Raw genomic sequence first — 21,831 nt, 5'->3', positions numbered from 1 at the left:
ATTTCGGCTTCTGCTTGGGCATCCGATCTCTCGAAAAGGCAGACTCTCGCAACCTGGGGATACTGGTGTGGTTGAGGCGTGCGGGGTCCGTACAATACTTTGATGCCAACTCAAAGAGCGAGATCGAGCTCTCTGCGGGAGGGAGTTCTCTCGGCAGTGTAGACCCTGAAAGCACCCGCCGTTCTTACTGTGCGCTCGTAGCTCAATCTGGATAGAGCATCTGACTACGGATCAGAAGGTTGGGGGTTCGAATCCCTCCGAGCGCGCAGCCTGATTGAGTTAGACACGTCAGCCCATCCGCCTCGGGCCAGAATGCTGTTGAACCAGGTCGTGTTCGTGATCCTAAAGAGACCCTTGGACGAGGCTTTGCTATTTGTGCTTGCCGAGGCGAAGACAATACTTACCTGTTACGGGATTTTTATGTAGCGGTAACGAGTCCTCTTCGATGTCGGCATTCAAATGGATCTCGCAGAACTCGGTTCTGTGGGTAGATCATCGCTAAGCGTTGCTTTCATGGGGGTAATCGCGCCGCTAGTGCTGGGCTATGGAGTTGGTATTGCCTTTGGATTAGATCCCGTTGTTGCCCTCTTTGCGGGCTCAGCCCTTGCTGCGACGAGCGTGGGTATAACAGCAAGAGTTTTTGCAGACCTCAAAGCGCTTACCAAGAGCTTTACTCACTAGTACAAGGGGCTTTGTCCAATCCCGAGCTTACTAGCCGCCCTACCCGCAACCTGTTGGAGAGGCGGCGATCTGAAGCCACGCGAGAACTGAATGGCGAACAGAGACTTGTACGTCGAATCGAATCCGCGCCTCGTGATGGCACCGGTGGCGTTCGTTGTCTCAGTGGGAATTCTCGCACTGTTCGGCGCGTCAAGAGTTGTGTACCTCGGGGCCATGCTTGGGTGTTATGCAATGCTTTTTTTCGGAAAGCTGGCCTGTCGGAAAGCTCGCTTGTTTGCGGGTGTGAGCCCCACGGTTCCACTGAGTCGACTGATAAAAGAGGGTGGGTCCGTTTTTCTGGTAGGACCCACCATCGCTCTGCTGGTTTTGCTCTTTAGCAGAACATAGTGGAAAAGGTCGCTCTGTGGTGACCGCAGGATCCAAAGCTCGATCGAGAACACGATCTGGTGCCAAAACACCAGCGCCAGCTGACGCGATCTCGTGTGGCCCGATCTGGCTTTCCCCCTCGGAGATGTGCGAGCTTCGGGTCGATGGAAAACCGGTTCCTGTTTCGCTTGGTCAGATCCGCATTCTCGCCCGTCTTCTCGAGGCAGAAGGAAGAGTGGTGGCTAGATCCGAGTTGTACCAAGCGCTGGGAGGGGGGGTTCTGAATACTAACTCTCGTGCTATCGACATTCACATAGCCAGGATCAGGCATGCCCTGGGCGAGCTAGGGAGGTTCGTGATAGCGGTAAGAGGGAGAGGGTACCGCATCAACATCGCTGGTCTTGCGGAGGCCGCCAGATACCGATGAGGGCTTGAACCAGCGATGAGTTGAGTATGTTAATTGACGTACCCCAGGCATGGTTTGGCCAAGCTAGACGAGCGCTCGTAGCTCAATTGGATAGAGCATCTGACTTCGGATCAGAAGGTTGGGGGTTCGAGTCCCTCCGAGCGCGCCCTGACCTAGGAGATCTTCGATTCGCCGCACCCACAAGTAAAGGCTCTGTATTCTCTCTAAAAGACGCTTCAGGACGAATCGCAGAGCGACGTCTAGTTACTAGGTATCCGGCGCTAAGGCGACAGCGTGGACGTCTTCCAACGGTAAGCACGCAGTCACCGTAGAACACCTTCTGAAGCACACTGGGTCCTTGCTGACATAATCGAGAGGGTGACGGGGGTCGATTGTCGTTGTTTGGTCAAGGAGCGCATCTTCGATCCGCCATATGGAAATCCGAGATTATCTCGGAAGGGATAGAACTGATCTCGGATCTCCCCGATCCGATCCGTGGGATAACGTCCCACCGTAGCAGGGGACTTATGGTTGCCGAGGATCCTCTCGAGTCGATATACAGGGGCTTCGGTCAGGAGGTCTCTCCGAGCACGTTCGGGCACGATGGGGCAGGTGGACAAATCGCGTGGGCGGATCCTGACTCGGGGATTTCCTTCTGCTACTTGACCAATGGGCTAGACCGGAACTTCGTCCAGCAGGCCCGGCGAAGCGTGGGGCTGTCTAGTAGGGCAGGGGCTTGTAATTCGGATGACTGAGATAGGCAGCGCCCAACAGCCCCCACGCGACATAAAAAGGATCGTTTACTCTGTGGTGATGATCGCAGCGCTGGTGTTGTGGTCGCTCGGTGTGCTGGCTCCACGGGACACAGACGACGGTCAAGTGGTTCGAATCTCCGCTGTGTTGGAAGACGGTATTCCGGTCACTCTTTACATCCCCCGGGGATCCTCTGTGCATGAAGCAGGAGGCATTGGAGGAGTCTCGGACAGGATCTTCCCGTTGGTTGTCATGGCCCATGGGCTCGTCGGAGATCGTGTCGGTCTGTCCTATCTGGCCGAGTCCTTGGCTCGCAACGGATACGCAGTAGCTACATACGATGCACCTGGACACGGCCAAAACGAGAACTCGTTCGGCTCTCCAGCAGGTCCGACTCACCGCGCGACTATGGGTCGCGTGATTGACTGGGCTAGCTCGAACAAGTACGTAGATGCCTCCCGGATTGTAGTTGCGGGGCACTCTATGGGAGCCGCGACTGCTCTCGACTTCGCTTCTGCGGACCCTCGTCCTTCCGCGGTTTTGGCGATCTCGGGTGGCCGGGCTCTGACCGGTCCACAACGCCCCAAAAACACCATGTTTATCTATGCCGCAGGAGATCCTCGGGTTCTGAAGGAGAGGGTCCGGCAGATAGCCGCAGACCTCGCCGGAGTCGGAGCGATGAGGGAGGACGTCGTCTACGGGAACGTAGAAAAAGGGGACGCAGTCGCTCAGGTAGAGGTGCGGGGGGTCGATCACCTATCTATAGTCTCCTCTCCCCAAACTGTGCGATGGCTGGTTGCATGGCTAAGGGCGACGGTGGGGAGAGGTGGCGAGACGAATGCCCTCTGGGGGTCCCGAGACACGTTGTCACCGGCCGACGATGCTGTCCTTGCGCAAGCTGGGGCTCGGCACTCCTATCTTCCGTTGGTCGCACTGGCTTTGATACTTGCCTACGGGGCGGGCAGAGTCACTGGGCGTCTCCAGCGCGGTACCGACTGGATTGCGCTGGATGAGAATTTGCGCTGGGGCCGAATAGTCGTGCTGTGGGGCGCAGCTCTGCTTGCTGGTCTGATCGTGACAAAAGTTTTCGGGTTGAATGGGGCGATACCGCTTGGACTCCTCTCCGGGCTCATTGTCTTGTTTGCGACTTCGGGTGCGACGGTTGCAGCAGCCGTCTCTTTTTTGAAGGACACTGTGGCTGTCAGCAGTCCGAGGCCTAGGGGTATTTTGTCTGCCGCAGCCGGGAGCGCGCTTCTCTTGGTGCTACTGGCCGGGGGGCTGTCCAAGATCCACAACTTGGGCCTCGATCCCAAGCGCCTACTCTCAGCGGTTCTCAGTGCGGCCGGCTTTTTCCCAGGCTTTTGGGCTGTGGAGTTTCTTTCCAAAAGAGGCGGGATTCTTCGGAGCATTACTTGTTCTGTGGTGCTAAAACTCATGGCCCTGGGAGCCATTGGTGTGGCTATCGGGATCGGGGCTCTTCAGCCTGTCATGGTTTTGGCTATCCCGCTTTTGGTTGGAGTACTTGTTTACTTTGAGGTTTTCGCTGTCGGTGCTTATAAGTCGGGTGCCTCCCCGGCTGTGGTCTCCTTTGCAGAGGCAGTAGCGCTCGGATGGATAGCGGCGGCGCTGGGTCCGTTGCAGTTTTGACGATGTCATAGCCGACGCCCCCAGATAGGCTGACCGATGCGAATGAGTAATGCTAGACCGCTCTGGCTCGGTAGCAGACGCGCAGTCTCAGTATCTAAAACCTGGCTGCCAGGTTGATGAAGGAGGTGCGCATGCCTTGGCAGGTTTGGGCTTTGGCCACGGTCATTGCGTGGGGAGCATGGGGATTTCTAAACGGAATGGCGCTGCGAAGCCATGACTGGCAACAGCTCATAGTATGGGGGATTCCCACAACTTCTGTTATCGCGTTGGTTCTGTGGTTTACTAACTCTGAGCGAACCGGCTTCGATGCCAGGGCCTTTGGCTGGGCCTCACTTATACAGCTGGCAGCTATAGCTGGAGTGGTCTTTTTCTACCAAGCGCTCAAGTCCCAGAACACCGCCATCGTAGTCCCTGTCTCAGCTACTTATCCGGCCGTTACAGCATTCCTTGCCGTGATATTTGGAAACGAGCACCTTCGTCCTGTACAAGTTGTAGGAATCTTGCTAGTCATAGCGGGCACTGTAGCTATAAGCATTTCGCAGGGAACCGGGTCAGCCTGATCTCGGAGACTCGGGCCCTATCCGGTGCAGACTCGGTTGTTTCCGAAGCTAGCCTTGAAAAAGAGGTGGCCTTTCACGCACACACCAGGCGGCCGAAGCCGTTCCACTGTAGCACTCATCTGACCAAGAGGCTACGACGGCGAATCCACTTTCCTATGTCCTGAGCCGTTACTACGCCCACAGCGTTTCCCTGCTCATCCAGAACTACAACCACACCCGAGTCGCCTAGTTCTAAGCGATGCAAGACGACTTCCATTGGAGCGTGTGGCGGCACTGCTGAGTTCTCGTCCAAGGGAGTCATGATCTCTACTACGGGCTGGCGCTCCCAGAACTCAGGGGGGATGTCTCGAATGGCTTCCAGAGTAATGTACCCTGCCACTTTTCCATCTACCGCCACGGGGTAGGCGTCGAAAGTGGTATGAGCAAGATATCTGTCGACAGCTTGACGGATTGTTGTGTCACCCGGGATCGTAACCGGGCTTACCTCCATCACCTCTTCAACTGCTACCCCTCTGAGCAGTTTCCTCACTTGTCTTTCCTCGTCGTGTGCTCGAGCTGATGAGGCTAGAAACCATCCAATCGCAGCCATCCACAGTCCGGGGAATATGGCTCTGCCGAATAGGGAAAAGGCTCCCACCGCTATAAGCCCGTACCCGATCGTCTCCCCGACTCTGGATGCTACCTTCGTTGCAGTATCTAGACTTCCAGAGATCGACCACACAGCAGCCCTCAGCACTCTCCCACCGTCCAACGGGAATCCAGGCACCAGGTTGAATATGGCTAGGGCTAAGTTGACCCAGGCGAGGTATCCGAGGCTGGATGCCGCGATAGAAGCTTTGGCAACGACTGCCACTGCGTAGGCGACCCAGAAAATGAGCGAGAGGAAAATCGAGGATATTGGACCGAGGGCGCTCACTATCATCTCGGGTCCGGGCCCTTTGGCCTCGACGTCGGCATGGGTGGCACCGCCGAAGACGAAAAGAGTAATTGACTTTACTGGAATCCCGAATGCCTGCGCGGCCAGTGCGTGCGTGAATTCGTGAAACAGGACCGATCCGAAAAACAATGCGGCGGAGACTACGGCTGCCGGAAATAGCAGCCGAAACTTCGCATCGGGATGCAGGACATATAACCTAGCCAGCATTGTCCAACTGACCAGAATCGCGATTATCACCCACGAATGATCGATGCGAAGCTCAATGCCCCTGATGCGAGCTATCTTCCAAGTGTGCGCAATCATGTCGTCACCAAATCAGCTCTTAGGGTCAAATCGTTCACGATAAAAGAGTTACGGCGCACACCTTCTTTGTGATACTCGGTCAGTCCCCACTTGGGGTTTTGTTCGTGCCACTCTCGAAGAGCCCTTCTTTCACCCAGCGCAGGATGCCCCCTGTAATTGAACCAGTCGTCGAAGATGAGAATTGTACCGTCCTGCAGAACAGGGGTGATAAAAGACAGTGCGAGCTTGGCCGAGGCATAAAGATCAGAGTCTATGTGAACTACAGCGGCTTTCTTGATGCCAAGGCGGGTCCTGGTATCATCGGTGAGGGTATCTTCGAACCACCCCTCCACCGCTACGACCTTCGACGTATCGATTTTTCTACGGCGGAGGTGTGCCCAAAACTCATCAGATGAAGTACGGAATTGGCCAGGGGTGAAGTCTTTGGTCAAGGAATCTGGGCCCTTCAGCTCGGGCAGCCCTTGAAACGAGTCGAAAGCGAAAAACCTCATAGAATCCCATCGCTTCTTGAGATCTTCGCAGCGCTGGGGGTTGGAACTGGTGGAGGAGGACATCTCTCTCGAATACACCGCTTCAAAGGTCCGGTAGGCCGTGGCCAAAGACTCGCCTTTGTATACGCCGAACTCTAGGTAATCACCCTCGATTGCCTCCGAGACAACGAAGACGGCGGCTTTGCCTATGATCGTGTCGCGCTCTGGTGGCAGGATTATGAATCTCCCAGCCAGCTCCCTGAAAACACGAATTTCGAAAACGTAGTCGATCGAGTAACTGAGCAGATTTTTTTGTCAACGACAATCAGCTCCACTGTTCTTTGGCCACAACGTCAGGCGATCCTTTTTAGGCAATATCTAGGCGTTGCAATCTTTGCTGAAGATGCGCCACGTTGCCACGGTATGCATTGTCGGTAGCATGACCGGGCGAGATGAGACTTGCTCGACGATTCGGATCTGCGCTAAGCATAACGGGCACTCCTTCGGGCAATATGGTACCGAACTGGGACTTCGGAGTGATGCTGTAGGTGTTTTAGAGGGACGGAGGCCAAGAATGCTAACTCTTAGCGTAATAAAAGCAGACACGGGTGGATGGGTAGGGCATTCCGCCATGCACCCAGAAATGGTCAAGGAAGCTGAAGCGAAGGTGGCGACCGCCAAGGGCAACCTAATCATCGACGGACGAGTCTCGTGGTGTGGCGACGACCTTGCGCTGATCCTCACTCATACACACGGTTCGGAGTCAGAACGGGTTCATCGGTTTGCTTGGGAGACGTTCGAGGCTACGACGGAGGTCGCCAAGCGCCTGGGTCTTTACGGCGCTGGACAGGATCTCCTGACCGATGCTTTCTCTGGAAATCTCCGTGGAATGGGTCCTGGTTACGCTGAGATCGAATTCGAGGAGCGGCCATCCGAACCAATCCTCGTTTTTCTGGCAGACAAGACCGAGCCAGGGGCATGGAATCTACCACTGTTCAAGATCTTTGCGGATCCTTTCAACACGGCCGGACTGGTTATAGACCCCAAGATGCACAAGGGATTTTTGTTCGAGGTGCTCGACCTCAAAGAGGACAAAAAGATACTTTTTGACTGTCCGGCTGAAATGTACGACTTACTTTTGTTCATCGGAGCTCCCTCGAGATACGTGATAAAAAAGGTCCGGTCCAAAACTCTCGACGAGGACGCTGCAGCTACGTCTACACAAAGACTCGCCTTCATGGCTGGAAGGTACGTTGGCAAAGATGATCCGGTCATGATAGTGAGAGCGCAGTCCGGTCTTCCTGCTGTTGGGGAAGTTACCGAGCCCTTTGCGTTCCCGCACACTGTTGCCGGATGCATGCGGGGCTCGCATCATGCGCCCCTCATGCCAGTTCCTTTGGCTCATGCTCAGCCTAGTAGGTTCGACGGTCCACCGAGAGTGGTGGGTCTTGGCTTTCAAATAAAGGACGGGATGCTCGGAGAGCCCCGGGATATCTTCGACGACCCCTCATTCGACAGGGCCAGGCAGCAGTGCAACGAGATCATGGACTACCTGCGGAGGCATGGCCCGTTCGAGCCTCACAGGCTCCCCCTCGACGAGATGGAGTACACGACAATGCCTGCGGTGGTGGAGAAGCTCCAGGAGAGGTGGGTCAGTATCGACGGGGATGGATCAGCCTCGGCGAGGAAGGCGGCAGAGCCCGCAGCCGATGTCGAGTAAGAAGCCGCATCGCGCTACTGGCCGTGCACATAACGAGCCGTAGACCCGGCCGTGCTAGCGGTGAGGAACGGGTGGTTTTTTCAAACTCAGCCGGTGAACCAGCCGCGATCGGCCTTGTTTTCTGGGGTAGACCTCACAGCGGGTTGCGGCCTTGGGCAGACCTGGTCGTTACCGATGCCTCGATACTGCCGGATCTGGCGCGTATGCTTGGCCCGGGCGCCTCGCTTATGGTGTCATACGAAGGAGATGACACCGAATGGGCTTTGCGGCGAAAAGTTCCGCCCCAAGCAACTCCGTTGGGCCTGGCTCTTCTAGCTGCAGGATGCCGTTGGCTCAAGGACTGGTACTTTCCAGAGGGAGGCTTGGAGGGCGGAACCAAGCTCCAAGGAACGATCCCTCTCGGCGACGCGCAACGACGAGAGCGATCTAAAAAACTATTAGAGGAGCTCGAGATCTGGGAGAAGCAAGCGGATCGAAAAATAGCCCACAGAGCGAGGGGCTGGGTCGAAGAGGCCCGGAAGATTTTATTAGATGACATCAGGTAGAGGGAGCAAGGAATGGACATTCCTATCTGGAAAAAGCTGGTAGCTGAGTTCATAGGTACGTTTGCCCTCGTGTTCATTGGTATAGGCTCGATCGTCGCAGCGGGCTTTGCTGGTGCCGAAGGCGGAGCCGGTCTAGTAACGATTGCATTAGCACACGGTCTTGCGATAGCAACGATGGTCACCGCGGTCGGACATGTCTCGGGGGGACACTTCAACCCTGCAGTGACGGTAGGGGCTGTGGTAGCAAAAGCTATATCGGTGGGCCAAGCGGCAGGGTACATAGTGAGTCAACTAGTTGGCGCTACGGTTGCCGCTACAGTAATACGGGTTGCAGTACCTACAGAGCTTTGGCAAAAGGTAAAGCTCGGTACGCCCATGCTGGCCAAAGAAGGCACTGTTATTTCCTTCGGTCAAGGTGTGCTTATAGAGGCTGTATTGACTTTCTTCTTGGTGTGGGTCGTTGCCGCAGTAGCGATCGATCCCAAGGGGGCCTTTGGTAAAGTCGCTGGGATACCGATCGGGCTAGTGATTGCCATGGACATCATGGCGGGTGGACCCTTGACCGGTGCCTCGATGAACCCAGCTCGAACTTTCGGGCCGGCACTCGCCGGACGATACTGGGCGGACCACCTCGTATACTGGCTAGGACCTTTGCTGGGCGGCGTGCTAGCGGCGGCGATCTACAAGTACGGTATTCTCGGGATTTCCAGCTCGCTGAGCGAAGAGCGTAACTACCGAGACGAAGATCGAGGCCAGCGCCGGTCTAGGCAGTCTCGACAGCGGCGGCGCTAATTTTTTAGGGTCTCGACGCCCTATTTGAGTTGGGCGTTTCGGGGTGACACAGATTCGCATCTACTTCCTCCAGATCTACTCGAATGTAATTGCTGTCGAAACCGAGTCGTCTCTAGTACTTGTCGACACCGGTCCCGTGGCGGCGGGCCCTCGGACCCACTTGCATCGCAGGGGGCGATCTACGATAATACAAAAGTAATTCCGACTAAACTACTCTGAATTGTTACCGCGGTGCATCGACTGCCATCTGGCTTATGAATGAAGGTGATCGCAAATACTATCGAGAGGCACCTAGCGGCGCATGCCAGGGGGTGTAAGCCGGAACAGAAGGAGGTTCAAACGCAAGGGATCTACGGGTCCAAAAGGAGGGATCGAATGGCTAGATACGAAGACTCGCCGGTGCTCATCGAGACCGATCGCCTAGCGGAAAGGCTCGACGATCCATCTATCCGGATAGTCGAGGTAGATGAGGACACCACCGCGTACGATAAAGGACATATAAAAAACGCACTCGCTTGGAACTGGTTCGTGGACTTAAGAGACCCGGTCAAAAGAGACTTTATTGACCAGGACGGCCTCTCTCGGCTGCTACAGCAAGCCGGAGTAGACGAGAACACCACGGTAGTTCTGTACGGCGGAAACAACAACTGGTTCGCTGCTTATGCATACTGGCTTCTCAGATACCTCGGATTCGACAGCGTCAAGTTGTTGAACGGAGGCCGGAAGAAGTGGGAGCTGGAGGGTAGAGAGCTTGTAACCGAGGTGCCTCAGTTCTCTCCCACCAATTTTCGGGTCACCGGACCTGTTCGTGGCGAACTGAGAGCTTTTAGGGACGAGGTCCTCCAGAAGTTGGGCAAGGTGAACTTGGTAGATGTGAGGTCGCCTGAAGAATATAGAGGAGAGCGACTAGCTCCTGATCACCTTCCACAAGAGCAAGCCCAAGTACCAGGACACATCCCGGGCGCCAAAAATATTCCTTGGTCAAAGGCAGTAGAAGAGGACGGAACCTTCAGGTCTCCCGAAGAGCTGGCTAAGTTATATACAGAGCAAGGGGTTACCAAAGACCGTGGGACAATTGCATACTGCAGGATAGGAGAGCGTTCCGCACACACATGGTTTGTGCTCCACGAGCTCCTCGGGTATCCCAACGTGGAAAACTACGATGGCTCGTGGACAGAGTACGGCTCGCTTGTCGGTGTACCTATAGAGCGCTGAACCATCGGCGCGGCCGGGATAGTCTTGGGATGTGGGCCGCGTACTACACCCAACTCATCTCGTATATCTTCTAAGAGACACCAAACGTCTAGGCCCCATCGGCCGCTGCATCATAGCCGAGACGTTGCTTGCCAAGATGCGGGGGCTGCTCCTCACTCAGAGACCACCTGCCGGATGGGGAGCACTCCTCAGGCACTGCTCGTCCGTGCACACCTGGGGAATGTCGTTTCCAATCGACATCGTCTTTTTGAAGTCTGTCGAGCCTAGGAAAACAAATGGAAACATCGGTGAGACAGCAACGAAGATGCTCCATTTGAACGAAGGAACGGGACTTGACTTAGGGGCCCTTCGACCAATGCGGGGCTCGGACTCGTACTACCTCGTAATCTCGGTGCTGTCTAGAGTTTCCCCGTGGAGACTTCCCCAAACGTGCAGGGGTGCCACAGATGTGTTAGAGCTTGTGCCGCTCGAGCCTGACGAGCAAACCTGGCTCAGAGGAATCCAAATCGAGAAAGGTGATCTTATAGAAGTCCGAGCCCAAGCCGGAATGTCGGGTTCGCGATGAGCAATCGTACAGATGGGATCCTGGTACTGCTGGGTACCCCTATCGGCAACCTTGGGGACTGTTCTGATCGGATGAGGGCTACCCTAGAGATAGCCGATGTGATCGTCGCCGAAGACACCCGGAGGCTGCGAAAACTTCTAGTCCACCTCGGCATCTCTAAAAAGCGCTTTCTCTCGTACCACCCCGGAAACTTCAAGAGAAGGACCGAGGAAATCCTCGAAGGTGTTCGCTCTGGGAAGACGGTAGTGGTCACCACCGACGCTGGTATGCCCCTCGTCTCGGATCCCGGATGGGAGCTGGTCAGCCGGGTAATTCAAGAGGGATTTCAGGTTGACTGCGTCCCAGGCCCTTCCGCAGTTATCCAAGCAGTAGTACTTTCTGGTTTTAGGGCTGACCGATTTTGTTTCGAAGGTTTTTTGCCTCGCACGACATCCAGACGAAGGAAGATTTTGGGGAGGATTGCGGCGGAGGACCGCCCTACGGTTGTCTTTGAAGCTCCCCACAGACTCTTGAATACCTTGTGTGATGCTAGAGAGGTAATGGGCAAAGACCGCCAAGTGGCAGTGTGCAGGGAGATGACCAAGATTCATCAAGAGGTCGTCCGAGGAGATTTAGAAGAGGCTATAGCTCACTTCTCGCAGCACAAGCCAAGAGGGGAATTCACTATTGTCTTCGGTCCGGCGGGCCGGGTGAGTATTGGAGATGCAAAGAACCATCGCAAAGAACCCCATCGATTGGGTAGTGAACAATGGTGATTGGAAAAGGAGAATTCGGGAGGATCTGGATCTGTTATAAGTGTCCTGCCCTCGTCATTAGGTTTTCTCCCCTGGTATGAATTCGTACTGGATCGACACTCACTGCCATATATTTCTTTCCCGCCAAGATGCGCTTTTTTCTGATAGCACTAAGAGGACGCCGTACCCAAACTCCGAGAGCTTGGCCACAGATACTGACGCAGCTGGAACAGCTTTTTCTAGTGGCTCCCCCCTTTCGCCGGCGAGCTTGGATCCGCGTATAGTAGCGATTCTCCAGAGGGCCGAAGAGGCGGGCGTCAGGAGGTTTGTCGTCGTAGGCATCGATCCAGAAACTTCGAGAGAAGCAATGGGCATAGCCATGGCCGACCCTCGGTGCGTAGCCACGATTGGCCTTCACCCCAACGAAGCTCACTTCTTCTCGACCGGGGTTGAGAACACATTGAATGAGATGGCCAAGTCCCCGTTTGTCGCTGCCATCGGAGAAACCGGCCTCGACTTCTATCGTGGACAAGCACCTCCATCCGATCAAGAGATGGCTTTTAGATTTCACATCGAACTGGCTAGGCGTGTTTCCAAGCCGTTGGTGATTCATGTTCGAGAGGCCCATCGGGAGACGAGAAGAGTACTAGAGGACGAGCTCAGATCAGGATCGCTGCCGCCCCTCGTCATGCACTGCTTTTCTGGATCTCGAGATGATGCAGAGTCGTACCTGTCGCTTGGAGCATTTCTTTCTTTCGCTGGCCCTATAACTTTCAAAACCGCTAACGCTAGGCAGCTACGCGAGGTGGCAGCCTGGGCTCCGCTTGAAAGATGTCTTCTAGAGACGGACTCTCCGTTCTTGAGTCCTCACCCCTATAGGGGAAGCCCCAACGAGCCTGCAAGGACAGCACTTGTAGGTCGCGAGTTGGCTCGCTTGAAGGGCATTTCGGAGGAAGAGGTAGCTTCTACTACCACGGCCTCCGCCTCCGCTATTTTCTTTGCGGGCAGGTGAGCGCTGCGGTGGAGGATGGGAGCCGAAGCCACGACCTTCCAGCCCGTGCAAGTCCGCAAAGACTCGGGCGATCCTACGTAATCGCTTTGCTGAAGAGACGAGGAATATCGCCCAGGAAAGCTCTGGGTCAGAATTTTTTAGTAGATCCCAGTGTCGCGAAGAAAATGTGCCGCATCGCGGAGGTGAGTGAGGCCGACTGCGTTCTCGAGATCGGACCCGGCGTAGGCTCGCTCACCACAGCGTTAGTAGGCTGCGGTGCATACGTTCTAGCAATAGAAAAAGATGCCGCTTTAGCCTCGGTCGTGCGTTCCACGGTCCCAGGAGCACTCGTTGTGTCCGCTGATGCATTTGTAGCAGATGTCATAGAGGCGGCGAAGGAAGCCCTGGATGTTTTGCAAACCGAGGCTGGTGGACATAGTTGGAAAACTGTTCTCGAAGCTTTCGAGGCCGCACGAGATTGGAAGTTAGTGTCGAACTTACCGTATTCGAGCGGAACCTCCCTGTTGTTGCATCTTTTGGAGACCTATCCCAAGGTCCGCTCCGGGGCTGTGATGCTCCAGGTCGAGGTGGCTCAGCGCTTGTGCGGCTCGAAAGACTCGCGGAACTCTTCAGCAGCCTCTCTACTATTGGCTTACGCGGCAGAGGCTTCAATAGCGGCAAAAGTTCCGCCAGATGTCTTCTACCCTCGTCCCCGCGTGGTCTCTGCGATCGTACAGTTCCAGAGAAGAGAAAAGCCCCCAGTGGTTGCCCCCAAGCAGCTTTTGTTTGCTCTGGTAAATCAGGGGTTTGCTTTTAGGAGAAAGATGTTGAAGAACGCACTAGTGGGACTCGAGTGGTTTTCCGATCCTCACTTTGCCACAGAGTTGTTTGCCAAGGCCGGGATTGATCCGACCGCGCGCGCAGAACAAATTGGATTGGAAGGGTTCGCTGCGCTGGCTAGCGCCGTTCGCGAAGTCGATTCTGAATGGCAAAACTCACTTCCTATCCTGAAAAAAAAACGTTGGGTGCCCTGACCGAGGCTGGATCGACTCGAGGCGATTCATGAAAGCGGTCGCTCACGCAAAGCTGAACCTTTCGCTGCGAGTAGTGGGGCGGCGCATAAACGGGCTTCATGAGATTTCCTCAGTTATGTGCTCTTTAGACCTGGGCGATGCTGTTCGCGTTGAGCTGGCGGAAGGCAGAGTAAACACACTGGAGGTCTCCGGGGAAGACACCGGGCCGGATCTGCAGAATCTGGCGCTCAAAGCGGCGAAGGTTTTTCAGGACGCGTGCGCGATAACAGATTTGGGTTTCGAGATAAAGCTGGAAAAACGGGTACCTCCAGGTACGGGCCTTGGAGGAGGGTCGGCTGATGCCGCTGCTGTGTTGGATCTGGCTAACCGCATAAGCGGTGCGAATCTCGACGGAGTCAAACTTGCCGAGATCGGACGAAGCGTGGGGTCCGATGTGCCCTTCTGTCTCGTCGGAGGAGTTGCACGCGTTGGTTCTACTGGTGAAAAGATCGAGACTCTCGAGTTCACAGATGCCTTGGAAGCTGCCCGGTTCGTGGTAGGTATTCCCGATTTCTGGCTTTCGACGGGAGACGTGTACGCTGCCTTTGACTCCATCCAAAAGAAGGGTGAGCAAGCTGAACCACCGGCTGCCATCGATGGACTAGTAGACGTTTTCGTAAACGACCTTGAGCCAGCAGCCGAGTGGCTGGCACCCCCGCTGGAGAAGCTGAGAAGGAAGTTGTCGAGGATAGCTGGTTCACCTGCCCGGATGACGGGCTCCGGCTCCGCCATGTTCGTTGTGTGTGACTCGGAAGATCAAGCGATGGAGACGTGCAACGCAGCACAGGAGCTTTTTTCAAAAGTGTTCGTTTGTCGTGCTTCCAGAACGGGCGTGACGATTGTCGAGCGGGGGTCTTCTGAGGGAGATCCGCCGCACTAGGTGCTCGGCAATTCGTATTCTGGACCACCGGAAACCGATGGGAGGTGGTGTAACGGCAACACACAGGACTTTGGATCCTGGAATGGAGGTTCGATTCCTCCCCTCCCAGCTACAGGCCGAGAGTATTGCCGGTCTCTTACCCCTTTAGGGATCGGCAGACGCGATAAGGATTCGAAGCGTACGATATGAGCATGACTCAATCAGGTGCCACAGATAGCCCGTTCCAGACCTCCCGCCCATTATCAGCGATCGTCCTGGCGGCTGGTCTCGGGACTCGCATGAAATCGGCAATTCCTAAGGTAGCTCACGTGCTCGCCGGTCGCCCGATGATCGGATGGGTAATTCATGCACTGCGCCCATTGGGATGCGATCGCATCATCGTCGTGGTTGGCTACGGGAAGGATATGGTGATTTCGCTTACATCGGAACATTTACCTTACGGCGCTGAGGTGGCCTTCGTGGAACAAGGAGAACCTCTGGGTACCGGTCACGCAGCCAAGGTAGCTATGGAGTGGCTTGACGAGAACACCGAAGACTCGGGCGGACACGTACTCGTCGTCAATGGAGATGCACCATTGATAACCGCAGAGACCCTCGCGGAGCTCGTGGTCTACCAGGAAGAGAGCGGTGCAGGGGGGACCATCCTCACCGCGAATCTCGACGACCCGTCTGGGTACGGTCGAGTCGTGAGAGGGGAAGATGGAAGAGTCCTGCGCATAGTCGAGGACCGCGATTGCGGTCCCAACGAGGCCGCAATAACCGAAGTAAACGCTGGATTCTACTGTTTCAACAGAGCCGAGTTAGCTGAGGCTCTCCAAAATCTTTCTAAAGACAATGCTCAGGGCGAGTACTACCTGCCAGACGTTGTTGAGGTCCTAGTCAGTCGGGGGAGAGAAATACAAGCAATAGATGCGCCTCCAGAAGAAGTCATGGGAGTCAACACCAGAGCCGAGTTGGCCGAGACGGAACGGATTCTTAGGGAGCGTATAAACAGAGGACACATGTCCAGGGGCGTGACTCTTGTCGATCCTTCCACAACATTCATAGGTGCGGAGGTTTCCATCGGCAGAGATACCCGCATTCTTCCGGGTACCCTTATCGAGGGAGAGACTTCTATCGGGGAAGGTTGCGAAATCGGTCCATACACTCGAATCGTGGACTCGGTGATGGGTTCGGGATGCACGGTTACTTATGCGGTCCTGCGCGAAGCTCAGCTAGGTAACGGAGTGACAGTGGGCCCATTTGCGTATTTGCGATCGGGTTCCCGGTTAGCCGATGGGGTCCACATCGGGACATCTGTAGAGACCAAGAACGCCACCATCGGGGAGCACACTAAGGTCCCGCACCTTTCCTACATAGGAGATGCAGAGGTGGGATCGCGGGTCAACATTGGCGCTGGTTCGATTACGTGCAATTTCGACGGCGAACGAAAGCACCGGACAATCATTGAAGACGATGCAAGGATTGGCTCCGACACAATGCTGGTCGCTCCGGTGAGAATCGGGAAGGGGGCTTACACGGCTGCTGGATCTGCTATTACCGTTGACGTGCCTCCCGGGGACTTGGGAGTAGCTCGTCAGCGGCAGCGGAACATCAGTGGATGGGTGGCCCGACGAAGAGCAGGGACAGCAACCGACTCCAACGTTGGTGACGACGAGTACGAGAACTCGATTGCCCAAGAATTACACGAAGGTACTCGGCCTGGCCAAGGCGGGGAGCACGAGGAGAAGCGAGGAGATGGCTGACGCCGCGCAAACTGGCCTCATCGAGGAAGGAAGTCTCCTGCTCGACAAGGATCAATTGGCCCGCAAGCACTTCGCACTGTTTTCTGGCCGGGCTCATCGTGAGCTGGCCGAAGAGATAGCCGCAAATTTGGGCATTGAGCTCGGAAAGGTCGACCTCAAGACTTTTGCAAACGGAGAGATATACTGCCGCTTCCGCGAGTCGATTCGAGGGTGGGACGTATTCATCCTGCAGAGCCATTGCTCTCCAATCAACGAGAACATTATGGAGCAGCTCATCATGATTGACGCTGCACGACGGGCTTCGGCTAAGAGGATTACCGCTGTTGCACCGTTTTTCGGATACGCACGCCAAGACAAAAAAGGGCTTGGCCGGGAACCTATCACCGCACGACTCATAGCCGATCTCTACACGGCAGCTGGCGCTAACCGGATTCTTTGCGTAGATCTCCACACGGGCCAGATTCAGGGATTCTTCGATTACCCGGTGGATCACTTGACTGCTAGGCCCCTTCTGGCGTCGTGGTTCGAAAGCTGCGTAGACAAAGACATCACGATAGTTTCCCCAGACGCCGGCCGAGTGAAGCTGGCTGAGCGGTGGGGCGATCAGTTCGATGCACCGATAGCGATCATGCATAAAAAGAGAGAAAGGACCGTCGCCCACAAAACAGAGATCTTGGAGGTCGTCGGGGAAGTAAAAGGGCGAGCGTGCATTCTAGTGGACGACATGATCGATACGGCCGGGACCATAACCCAGGCTGCCGAGCTACTGAGAGAGAGAGGGGCAGCCGAGATTTATGCAGCAGCGACGCACGCTGTTCTTTCGGGTCCAGCGGTAGACCGGCTTAAAAACGCACCGATCGAAAGGGTAGTAGTGACTAACACGCTTCCTGTGCCTGAGGAAAAGCGCTTAGACAAGATCGAAATTCTGACGATCGCACCTATTATCGCCAAAGCTCTAAAGGCGATCTTTGAAGACGCATCGGTGTCTGAAATCTTTGGCGGTGAGAACGAGCAGATGTAAAGTCGCCATTGGCGCTCAGCTACAATCGGCTGGAGGGTTAGCTCTGTCCGGAAGTGTTGCCGAACAACCCGCGAGCTGGTGTCAGATTCCCAGAGATGTTTTGTTTGTGAAGTGATACTATTCAACTTCTATTTCGCGCACTATGTCTCTTCTTGACGGGTGCTGATTGCGAATTGGCGGGTAGGGAGTTGGATATTAGACGATGCAGGTTCGCTTAGGAGCAACACTTCGTTCAGGAACTGGTAAAGGGGCGGCGAGAGCTGCGCGGCGCCAAAGGCTTGTGCCAGCGATTGTCTACGGAAGCGGGATTGATCCGATCACTGTTGTGGTGAATCGCAAAGAGGTACACAGGGCGTTGTCTACCGAAGCCGGCCGCAATGTACTGGTGGAGTTAGAGCTAGAGGGAAGCAGCAAGCCGATTCTCACGATTCCCAGGGAGATCCAGAAGGAGTCTTTAACCGACGAATATCTGCACATCGATTTTCTCGCTATACGTCATGACACCAAGATTCACACCGAGGTTCCGGTGGTGCTGGAGGGACGAGCGCCCGCCGTTTCTAAGGGTTTTGTAATCGAGACCCACCTTACCTCGGTGGAGATTGAGTGCCTACCTGCAAATGTCCCGGCCCATCTCGAAGCGCCAGCGGCGATGCTTGAAAATCCCGGCGACACGATCAAGGCAATGGACATTGAGCTTCCAGAAAACGTGACGCTCGTGACCGATCCTGAGGAAGTGGTTGCTAGCCTATCCCTGCCACCTGCAATCGCCGCAGCCGGCGCTGGGGAGGCTGGCGAGAGCGAGGCGGTGATTGGAGGGCCCACAGCTGGAGAGGGTTCTCCAGAGGGCGGCAAATTGCCCGCACCTTCTTCGCAGGAAGAATAGTTCTTGCTACAGATTATCCGAATTGTGCCGGGGCATAGATAGGAGCGACCGGCGCACTTAGTTGATCGGCTGCTTGACTACTATGTCTCACGATGTCTGGGGATTTTTCAAGCGTATAGGAGCGAGAGTAGTTCGTAGCACCAGCCCAACTTTGGAGGGAATCGACTTTGTTGTTTTGGGATTGGGCAACCCGGGCTCGGAGTACTTGGACACTCGTCACAACGTGGGCTCCAACGTTGTGCGTCGGTTCGCTCGAGAGCGTAATAGCCGCCTCAGGCGCATCGGTAGATTGGTTAGGGTTGCCCGTATCGAACTGAATGGTTCGGGTATAGACGGACAAACAGAGACGATCAGCGTACTCGCCGGGATACCCACAACTTTCATGAACGAGTCGGGTAGCGCTGCAGCATGGCTGTTAGAGCGCTGCGGAGTGTCTCCAGAGTGCCTGATGGTAGTCCACGATGACCTTGATCTGCCGCTTGGAACGGTGCGATTCAAGTTTGGCGGAGGATCGGGAGGTCACAGGGGAGTGGAGTCGGTAATCAAGGCGCTTGGGACCTATTCTTTCCAGCGCCTCCGAATCGGAATTGGGCGTCCGCCAGCGGGCGAGGAACCAGTGGATTATGTTTTGGGCCCATTCGCTCCAGAGGAACGAGACTTAGCCGACCAGTCGAGTGCGCGAGCTGCCGAGGCAATCGAGTATGCGCTGATCCATGGAATCGATGCAGCTATGAATTTATACAATAGTGGCGCAGATGCCGAGAGCGGAGTACCCGGCTGAGGGCGGCAAATGTTCACTGTACTCGCGAAAGCCGGTGCATGGGCCCGTGTGGCGTTCCTGGTGGGCACGGCTCTGTCCGTTGCTGTTGCGCTTGACTCTTCTACTAGGAAACCGGCGGCACTCGCGGCGATCGTTGTATTGGTGGCAGGAGTTCCGTCGTTAGTAATTGCCACCAGAATTGTGGCTGGGGATGAAAGAAGCGGTACCCAGAGCCTTTTCAAATTCAGGGCGCTCATGTGGGCAGCGGGAGTCGCGCTCTTGGGAGCTTGCGCCCTTCTTACTTGGGCAACCGGGGGAATTGAGCGCGGATATTGGCTTGTTTACTTCTGGGTTCTGACCTCACTGTCCGCTCTTACTTTACCTCTCGATAACGCCATTTTCGGTGCCTTTGCAGCGGGTACGTTCTTAGCTTCTTTGGGTCTGTTAGACCAGCTTACTCGGGAACGGCTAGACTACACGGTTCTTGTCTCGATAGGGCTGATAGTGTTTCCGTTTTTCGTGAATCAAGTGGTGCAGGAACTGATCTCCAAGAGCCGGGAAGCTCAAGAGATGGCCGAGGAGTTGGGTAGCGCTGGCGAGATTTTGGAGGGTGCCTTTGAGCGACTGGCCACAGGTGACCTCTCCTCGCGAACTCGAATTCAAGTCGCCGCTGGCGATGGGTATCAGGCCCAGCTTATTCGACCTGTAGCCCAGCACTTCAATCAAACAGTCGACAATTTACGTCAGCTTGTGGGTGAGGTTCGTGAGGTCGGTGCCGAGTTGGCGAAGGTTTCAGGAGAGGTCAGCGAGGCATCTGCAGTAGCCTTGAGTGCTTCTGAGTCGCAGAGCTCGTCGTTCCAGTCGACGAGGGCCACTATAGATGCACTACTGGAGAAGACCGGGATGGTCATTGACGTTGCAAAGGCATCCCTGGACCGATTTACCGAAGTCGCAGAGGTACTTATTTCTGATGGCCGAGAGGCTGTTGATGCGTCGACAAAGGGGATGAAACGTATCGAGCAGTCTGTGGCGGACATGAGTGCCCGGGCCGCGCAGCTTCAGGAGCTTTCCACCGAAATCGGAAAGATTGTAGGGCTCATCGAAGGTATTGCTCGCCAGACCAACCTACTAGCTTTCAACGCTGCTATCGAAGCCGCACACGCTGGAGAGGCAGGGAAGGGCTTCGCTGTGGTAGCGGAGCAAGTAAGAAAGTTAGCCGAGCGTACAGCCGCTGCGGCCCGGGAGATACAGGGGCTCATCGTCGAGGTTCAAGAACAGACCGACCTAGCTGTCAAGGTCAGCGACGAGGGCCGCGAGCACGTCCGCTTTGGCGTCACGATGGTGGCGAGAGCAGGAGAGGCACTCAACCGAATAACTGAGGCGGCAGCTAATGCCGCATCCAGCACCGACGAAGTGAAGCGTTTAGCTGCCGAACAACGGGCAAACTCAGCTCAGCTCGCCCACGAGGTCAGCATGATGTCTGTGGCTTCTGCTAACGCAGCGTCGGCTGCAAGCGAGCAGGCCAGGGTGGCGGAGCGCCTTGGAGAGCTGGCTAGGAGTCTTTCCGACTACCTTGCACGGTTCAAGCTTGACTGAGCAAACAACTTCGGCGAGTAGGGGCGACGTTGGCATTGTAGGTAGCGGTACTGCTTCGTGGTGCTGCATAGGGGCTCTTGAGATCATAAAACTATCGTGACATTGGCACAGCAGCCTGGAGGCGACTTACTATCCGGTCTTTTTGCGCACGCTAAATTCTTAGAGGCGGCGCACCGTCTTCTCAGAGGAAAGGACGCATTCCTTCCGGTCATCGACGCGGCGCGGGGATACTTTCTAGCAGCTCTTGCCGAGTATTTGGCAGAAAACGGTCAGGGTCCCCTGATCGTAGTAACTGCCGAGGCTAGGGAGGCCTACAGGATTGCTGCGGATGCCCTCGCTTTTGCTCCCAAGAGAAGAAGTCGAAACGGACCAACGTTTTTACCAGTCGAGGTTTTACCTCCATGGGAGTCGCTTCCTTTCGAACACATAAGCCCCTCTGCCAACGCTATGGGAACGAGGATGCGGGTCCTTTGGCGGCTGCGATCCGGGGATCGCTCTCTCAGGCTCGTGGTAGCCTCGGCCAGAGCAGCATTACAAAGAACGGATCCAGCTGGAATCCCTAAAGAACCGTTGTTGCTAGCCCCAGGACGAGAGGTCGATCTTTCCAAGGCTGCGGACACGCTCGTTCAGTGGGGTTACGAACGTACGTATCAAGTAGAAGGACGGGGCGAGTTCGCCATACGAGGTGGGATTCTCGACATATGGCCAGCCGGAGCTGAATTCGTCATCCGAACCGACTTTTTTGGCGATCTGATCGAAGAGATCAAGACGGTGTCGGTTTCGACTCAGAGGACGATCGACGTTATCGAAGAAGAGGTGGCGGTGTTTCCCGCCAGAGAATTACGGCCTACCGATGAGGTTAGAGATTTGGCTCGTCGGCTTCTCGCATCTCATCCAGATAATGCAGCAGTGTGGGAGAAGTTCGCAGAGGGAATTTACTTTCCCGGGATGGAAGGGTGGCTAGCCTGGGTCGTACCTAGGCCCGCAACTCTTTTCGAGCTACTAGAGGGCGGCAGCATCGTAGCGCTCATGGATCCCGCGGAGATACGCGCCAGAGCCGAGGCTCACGTTGCCGAAGAAGAGGATCTCGCCTCTGCGCTGATGAGCACGTGGGATACAGGGCAAGAACATGCTAGTGCTTCATCAGACCCGAGTGCGGAAGCCCCCCGTCTGTATGCCCGCCCGGAT

General features: G+C 55.5%; 24 protein-coding genes and 3 tRNA genes. 25 read left to right on the top strand and 2 right to left on the bottom strand.

Annotated features, from left to right (window positions below; translation table 11 throughout):
• Positions 1-14: 14 nt before the first annotated feature.
• The 9 genes from C4318_06820 to C4318_06780 all read left to right on the top strand — a co-directional run bounded on the left by C4318_06820 (position 15) and on the right by C4318_06780 (position 4,413).
• Positions 15-215, top strand: coding sequence for a hypothetical protein (locus C4318_06820; GenBank protein MER3454852.1), 201 nt, complete (start codon positions 15-17; stop codon positions 213-215).
• Positions 192-266, top strand: a tRNA-Arg gene (locus tag C4318_06815). Before C4318_06820 ends, C4318_06815 begins: the two co-directional genes overlap by 24 nt.
• Positions 267-459: 193 nt before the next feature.
• Positions 460-681: a hypothetical protein gene (locus tag C4318_06810; GenBank protein MER3454851.1), complete on the top strand. Its 222-nt coding sequence runs from the start codon at positions 460-462 to the stop codon at positions 679-681.
• Between the two features lie 90 nt (positions 682-771).
• Positions 772-1,068 (top strand): hypothetical protein, encoded by a 297-nt coding sequence (locus tag C4318_06805; protein ID MER3454850.1) that lies wholly within the window; start codon positions 772-774, stop codon positions 1,066-1,068.
• A gap of 16 nt (positions 1,069-1,084) precedes the next feature.
• Complete coding sequence (locus C4318_06800) at positions 1,085-1,474, top strand: hypothetical protein (protein MER3454849.1); 390 nt, start codon at positions 1,085-1,087, stop codon at positions 1,472-1,474.
• A gap of 71 nt (positions 1,475-1,545) precedes the next feature.
• A tRNA-Arg gene (locus C4318_06795) sits at positions 1,546-1,622 on the top strand.
• 223 nt (positions 1,623-1,845) lie between these two features.
• Positions 1,846-2,208, top strand: coding sequence for a hypothetical protein (locus C4318_06790; protein MER3454848.1), 363 nt, complete (start codon positions 1,846-1,848; stop codon positions 2,206-2,208).
• The gene (locus C4318_06785; protein MER3454847.1) at positions 2,201-3,853 is read left to right on the top strand and encodes a hypothetical protein; all 1,653 of its coding nucleotides are present in this window, start codon (positions 2,201-2,203) and stop codon (positions 3,851-3,853) included. Before C4318_06790 ends, C4318_06785 begins: the two co-directional genes overlap by 8 nt.
• Positions 3,854-3,969: 116 nt before the next feature.
• Positions 3,970-4,413 (top strand): hypothetical protein, encoded by a 444-nt coding sequence (locus C4318_06780; protein MER3454846.1) that lies wholly within the window; start codon positions 3,970-3,972, stop codon positions 4,411-4,413.
• A 115-nt stretch (positions 4,414-4,528) separates the two neighbouring features.
• On the opposite strand, the gene C4318_06775 is transcribed toward C4318_06780, so the two are convergent.
• Together C4318_06775 and C4318_06770 are read right to left on the bottom strand one after the other, a co-directional pair.
• Positions 4,529-5,653, bottom strand: coding sequence for a site-2 protease family protein (locus C4318_06775; GenBank protein MER3454845.1), 1,125 nt, complete (start codon positions 5,651-5,653; stop codon positions 4,529-4,531).
• The gene (locus tag C4318_06770) at positions 5,650-6,252 is read right to left on the bottom strand and encodes a hypothetical protein (protein ID MER3454844.1); all 603 of its coding nucleotides are present in this window, start codon (positions 6,250-6,252) and stop codon (positions 5,650-5,652) included. The genes C4318_06775 and C4318_06770 overlap by 4 nt, the downstream gene beginning before the upstream one ends.
• A 445-nt stretch (positions 6,253-6,697) precedes the next feature.
• Between C4318_06770 and C4318_06765 the strand changes: the two genes are divergently transcribed.
• The 16 genes from C4318_06765 to C4318_06690 all read left to right on the top strand — a co-directional run.
• Positions 6,698-7,843 (top strand): fructose 1,6-bisphosphatase, encoded by a 1,146-nt coding sequence (locus C4318_06765; protein ID MER3454843.1) that lies wholly within the window; start codon positions 6,698-6,700, stop codon positions 7,841-7,843.
• Positions 7,844-8,046: 203 nt separating this feature from the next.
• Positions 8,047-8,388 (top strand): hypothetical protein, encoded by a 342-nt coding sequence (locus C4318_06760; GenBank protein ID MER3454842.1) that lies wholly within the window; start codon positions 8,047-8,049, stop codon positions 8,386-8,388.
• A gap of 12 nt (positions 8,389-8,400) precedes the next feature.
• Positions 8,401-9,180 carry an aquaporin gene (locus C4318_06755; protein MER3454841.1) on the top strand — a complete coding sequence of 260 codons (780 nt, stop codon included), beginning with the start codon at positions 8,401-8,403 and terminating at the stop codon, positions 9,178-9,180.
• A 375-nt stretch (positions 9,181-9,555) separates the two neighbouring features.
• Positions 9,556-10,395, top strand: coding sequence for a sulfurtransferase (locus C4318_06750; protein MER3454840.1), 840 nt, complete (start codon positions 9,556-9,558; stop codon positions 10,393-10,395).
• A 205-nt stretch (positions 10,396-10,600) separates the two neighbouring features.
• A complete protein-coding gene (locus C4318_06745) occupies positions 10,601-10,960 on the top strand; it encodes a hypothetical protein (GenBank protein ID MER3454839.1) in 360 nt (119 codons plus the stop codon).
• Positions 10,957-11,715, top strand: a complete 759-nt coding sequence (gene rsmI, locus C4318_06740; GenBank protein ID MER3454838.1) for a 16S rRNA (cytidine(1402)-2'-O)-methyltransferase — start codon at positions 10,957-10,959, stop codon at positions 11,713-11,715. The genes C4318_06745 and rsmI overlap by 4 nt, the downstream gene beginning before the upstream one ends.
• A gap of 76 nt (positions 11,716-11,791) precedes the next feature.
• Positions 11,792-12,706 (top strand): hypothetical protein, encoded by a 915-nt coding sequence (locus C4318_06735; protein ID MER3454837.1) that lies wholly within the window; start codon positions 11,792-11,794, stop codon positions 12,704-12,706.
• A complete protein-coding gene (gene rsmA, locus C4318_06730; protein ID MER3454836.1) occupies positions 12,703-13,719 on the top strand; it encodes a ribosomal RNA small subunit methyltransferase A in 1,017 nt (338 codons plus the stop codon). Before C4318_06735 ends, rsmA begins: the two co-directional genes overlap by 4 nt.
• Positions 13,720-13,747: 28 nt before the next feature.
• Positions 13,748-14,638 carry a 4-(cytidine 5'-diphospho)-2-C-methyl-D-erythritol kinase gene (ispE, locus tag C4318_06725; GenBank protein MER3454835.1) on the top strand — a complete coding sequence of 297 codons (891 nt, stop codon included), beginning with the start codon at positions 13,748-13,750 and terminating at the stop codon, positions 14,636-14,638.
• Between the two features lie 38 nt (positions 14,639-14,676).
• Positions 14,677-14,750 (top strand) — tRNA-Gln (locus C4318_06720).
• Between the two features lie 79 nt (positions 14,751-14,829).
• Positions 14,830-16,383: a bifunctional UDP-N-acetylglucosamine diphosphorylase/glucosamine-1-phosphate N-acetyltransferase GlmU gene (gene glmU / locus C4318_06715; protein ID MER3454834.1), complete on the top strand. Its 1,554-nt coding sequence runs from the start codon at positions 14,830-14,832 to the stop codon at positions 16,381-16,383.
• Positions 16,376-17,404, top strand: coding sequence for a ribose-phosphate diphosphokinase (locus tag C4318_06710; protein MER3454833.1), 1,029 nt, complete (start codon positions 16,376-16,378; stop codon positions 17,402-17,404). Before glmU ends, C4318_06710 begins: the two co-directional genes overlap by 8 nt.
• A 202-nt stretch (positions 17,405-17,606) precedes the next feature.
• Complete coding sequence (locus C4318_06705; GenBank protein ID MER3454832.1) at positions 17,607-18,287, top strand: 50S ribosomal protein L25; 681 nt, start codon at positions 17,607-17,609, stop codon at positions 18,285-18,287.
• Between the two features lie 61 nt (positions 18,288-18,348).
• Positions 18,349-19,068 carry an aminoacyl-tRNA hydrolase gene (locus C4318_06700; protein ID MER3454831.1) on the top strand — a complete coding sequence of 240 codons (720 nt, stop codon included), beginning with the start codon at positions 18,349-18,351 and terminating at the stop codon, positions 19,066-19,068.
• 9 nt (positions 19,069-19,077) lie between these two features.
• On the top strand, positions 19,078-20,643 hold the full coding sequence (locus C4318_06695) for a hypothetical protein (GenBank protein ID MER3454830.1): 1,566 nt from the start codon (positions 19,078-19,080) through the stop codon (positions 20,641-20,643).
• 96 nt (positions 20,644-20,739) lie between these two features.
• Positions 20,740-21,831 (top strand): hypothetical protein (locus tag C4318_06690; GenBank protein MER3454829.1); only part of this gene is annotated, 1,092 nt, incomplete at its 3' end.

Source organism: Acidimicrobiia bacterium (assembly GCA_040289475.1).
In the GTDB taxonomy this organism is placed as follows: Bacteria; Actinomycetota; Acidimicrobiia; order ATN3; family PSLF01; genus PSLF01.
This window is presented reverse-complemented; position numbering and strand designations above follow the sequence as displayed.

Excerpts from the sequence above, each read along its gene's own strand:
- C4318_06810 (MER3454851.1), top strand. The coding sequence starts at position 460 with ATGGATCTCGCAGAACTCGGTTCTGTGGGTAGATCATCGCTAAGCGTT.
- C4318_06805 (MER3454850.1), top strand. The coding sequence starts at position 772 with ATGGCGAACAGAGACTTGTACGTCGAATCGAATCCGCGCCTCGTGATG.
- C4318_06785 (MER3454847.1), top strand. The coding sequence starts at position 2,201 with ATGACTGAGATAGGCAGCGCCCAACAGCCCCCACGCGACATAAAAAGG.
- C4318_06780 (MER3454846.1), top strand. The coding sequence starts at position 3,970 with ATGAAGGAGGTGCGCATGCCTTGGCAGGTTTGGGCTTTGGCCACGGTC.
- C4318_06775 (MER3454845.1), bottom strand. The coding sequence starts at position 5,653 with ATGATTGCGCACACTTGGAAGATAGCTCGCATCAGGGGCATTGAGCTT.
- C4318_06765 (MER3454843.1), top strand. The coding sequence starts at position 6,698 with ATGCTAACTCTTAGCGTAATAAAAGCAGACACGGGTGGATGGGTAGGG.
- C4318_06760 (MER3454842.1), top strand. The coding sequence starts at position 8,047 with ATGCTTGGCCCGGGCGCCTCGCTTATGGTGTCATACGAAGGAGATGAC.
- C4318_06755 (MER3454841.1), top strand. The coding sequence starts at position 8,401 with ATGGACATTCCTATCTGGAAAAAGCTGGTAGCTGAGTTCATAGGTACG.
- C4318_06750 (MER3454840.1), top strand. The coding sequence starts at position 9,556 with ATGGCTAGATACGAAGACTCGCCGGTGCTCATCGAGACCGATCGCCTA.
- rsmI (MER3454838.1), top strand. The coding sequence starts at position 10,957 with ATGAGCAATCGTACAGATGGGATCCTGGTACTGCTGGGTACCCCTATC.
- C4318_06735 (MER3454837.1), top strand. The coding sequence starts at position 11,792 with ATGAATTCGTACTGGATCGACACTCACTGCCATATATTTCTTTCCCGC.
- ispE (MER3454835.1), top strand. The coding sequence starts at position 13,748 with ATGAAAGCGGTCGCTCACGCAAAGCTGAACCTTTCGCTGCGAGTAGTG.
- glmU (MER3454834.1), top strand. The coding sequence starts at position 14,830 with ATGACTCAATCAGGTGCCACAGATAGCCCGTTCCAGACCTCCCGCCCA.
- C4318_06710 (MER3454833.1), top strand. The coding sequence starts at position 16,376 with ATGGCTGACGCCGCGCAAACTGGCCTCATCGAGGAAGGAAGTCTCCTG.
- C4318_06705 (MER3454832.1), top strand. The coding sequence starts at position 17,607 with ATGCAGGTTCGCTTAGGAGCAACACTTCGTTCAGGAACTGGTAAAGGG.
- C4318_06695 (MER3454830.1), top strand. The coding sequence starts at position 19,078 with ATGTTCACTGTACTCGCGAAAGCCGGTGCATGGGCCCGTGTGGCGTTC.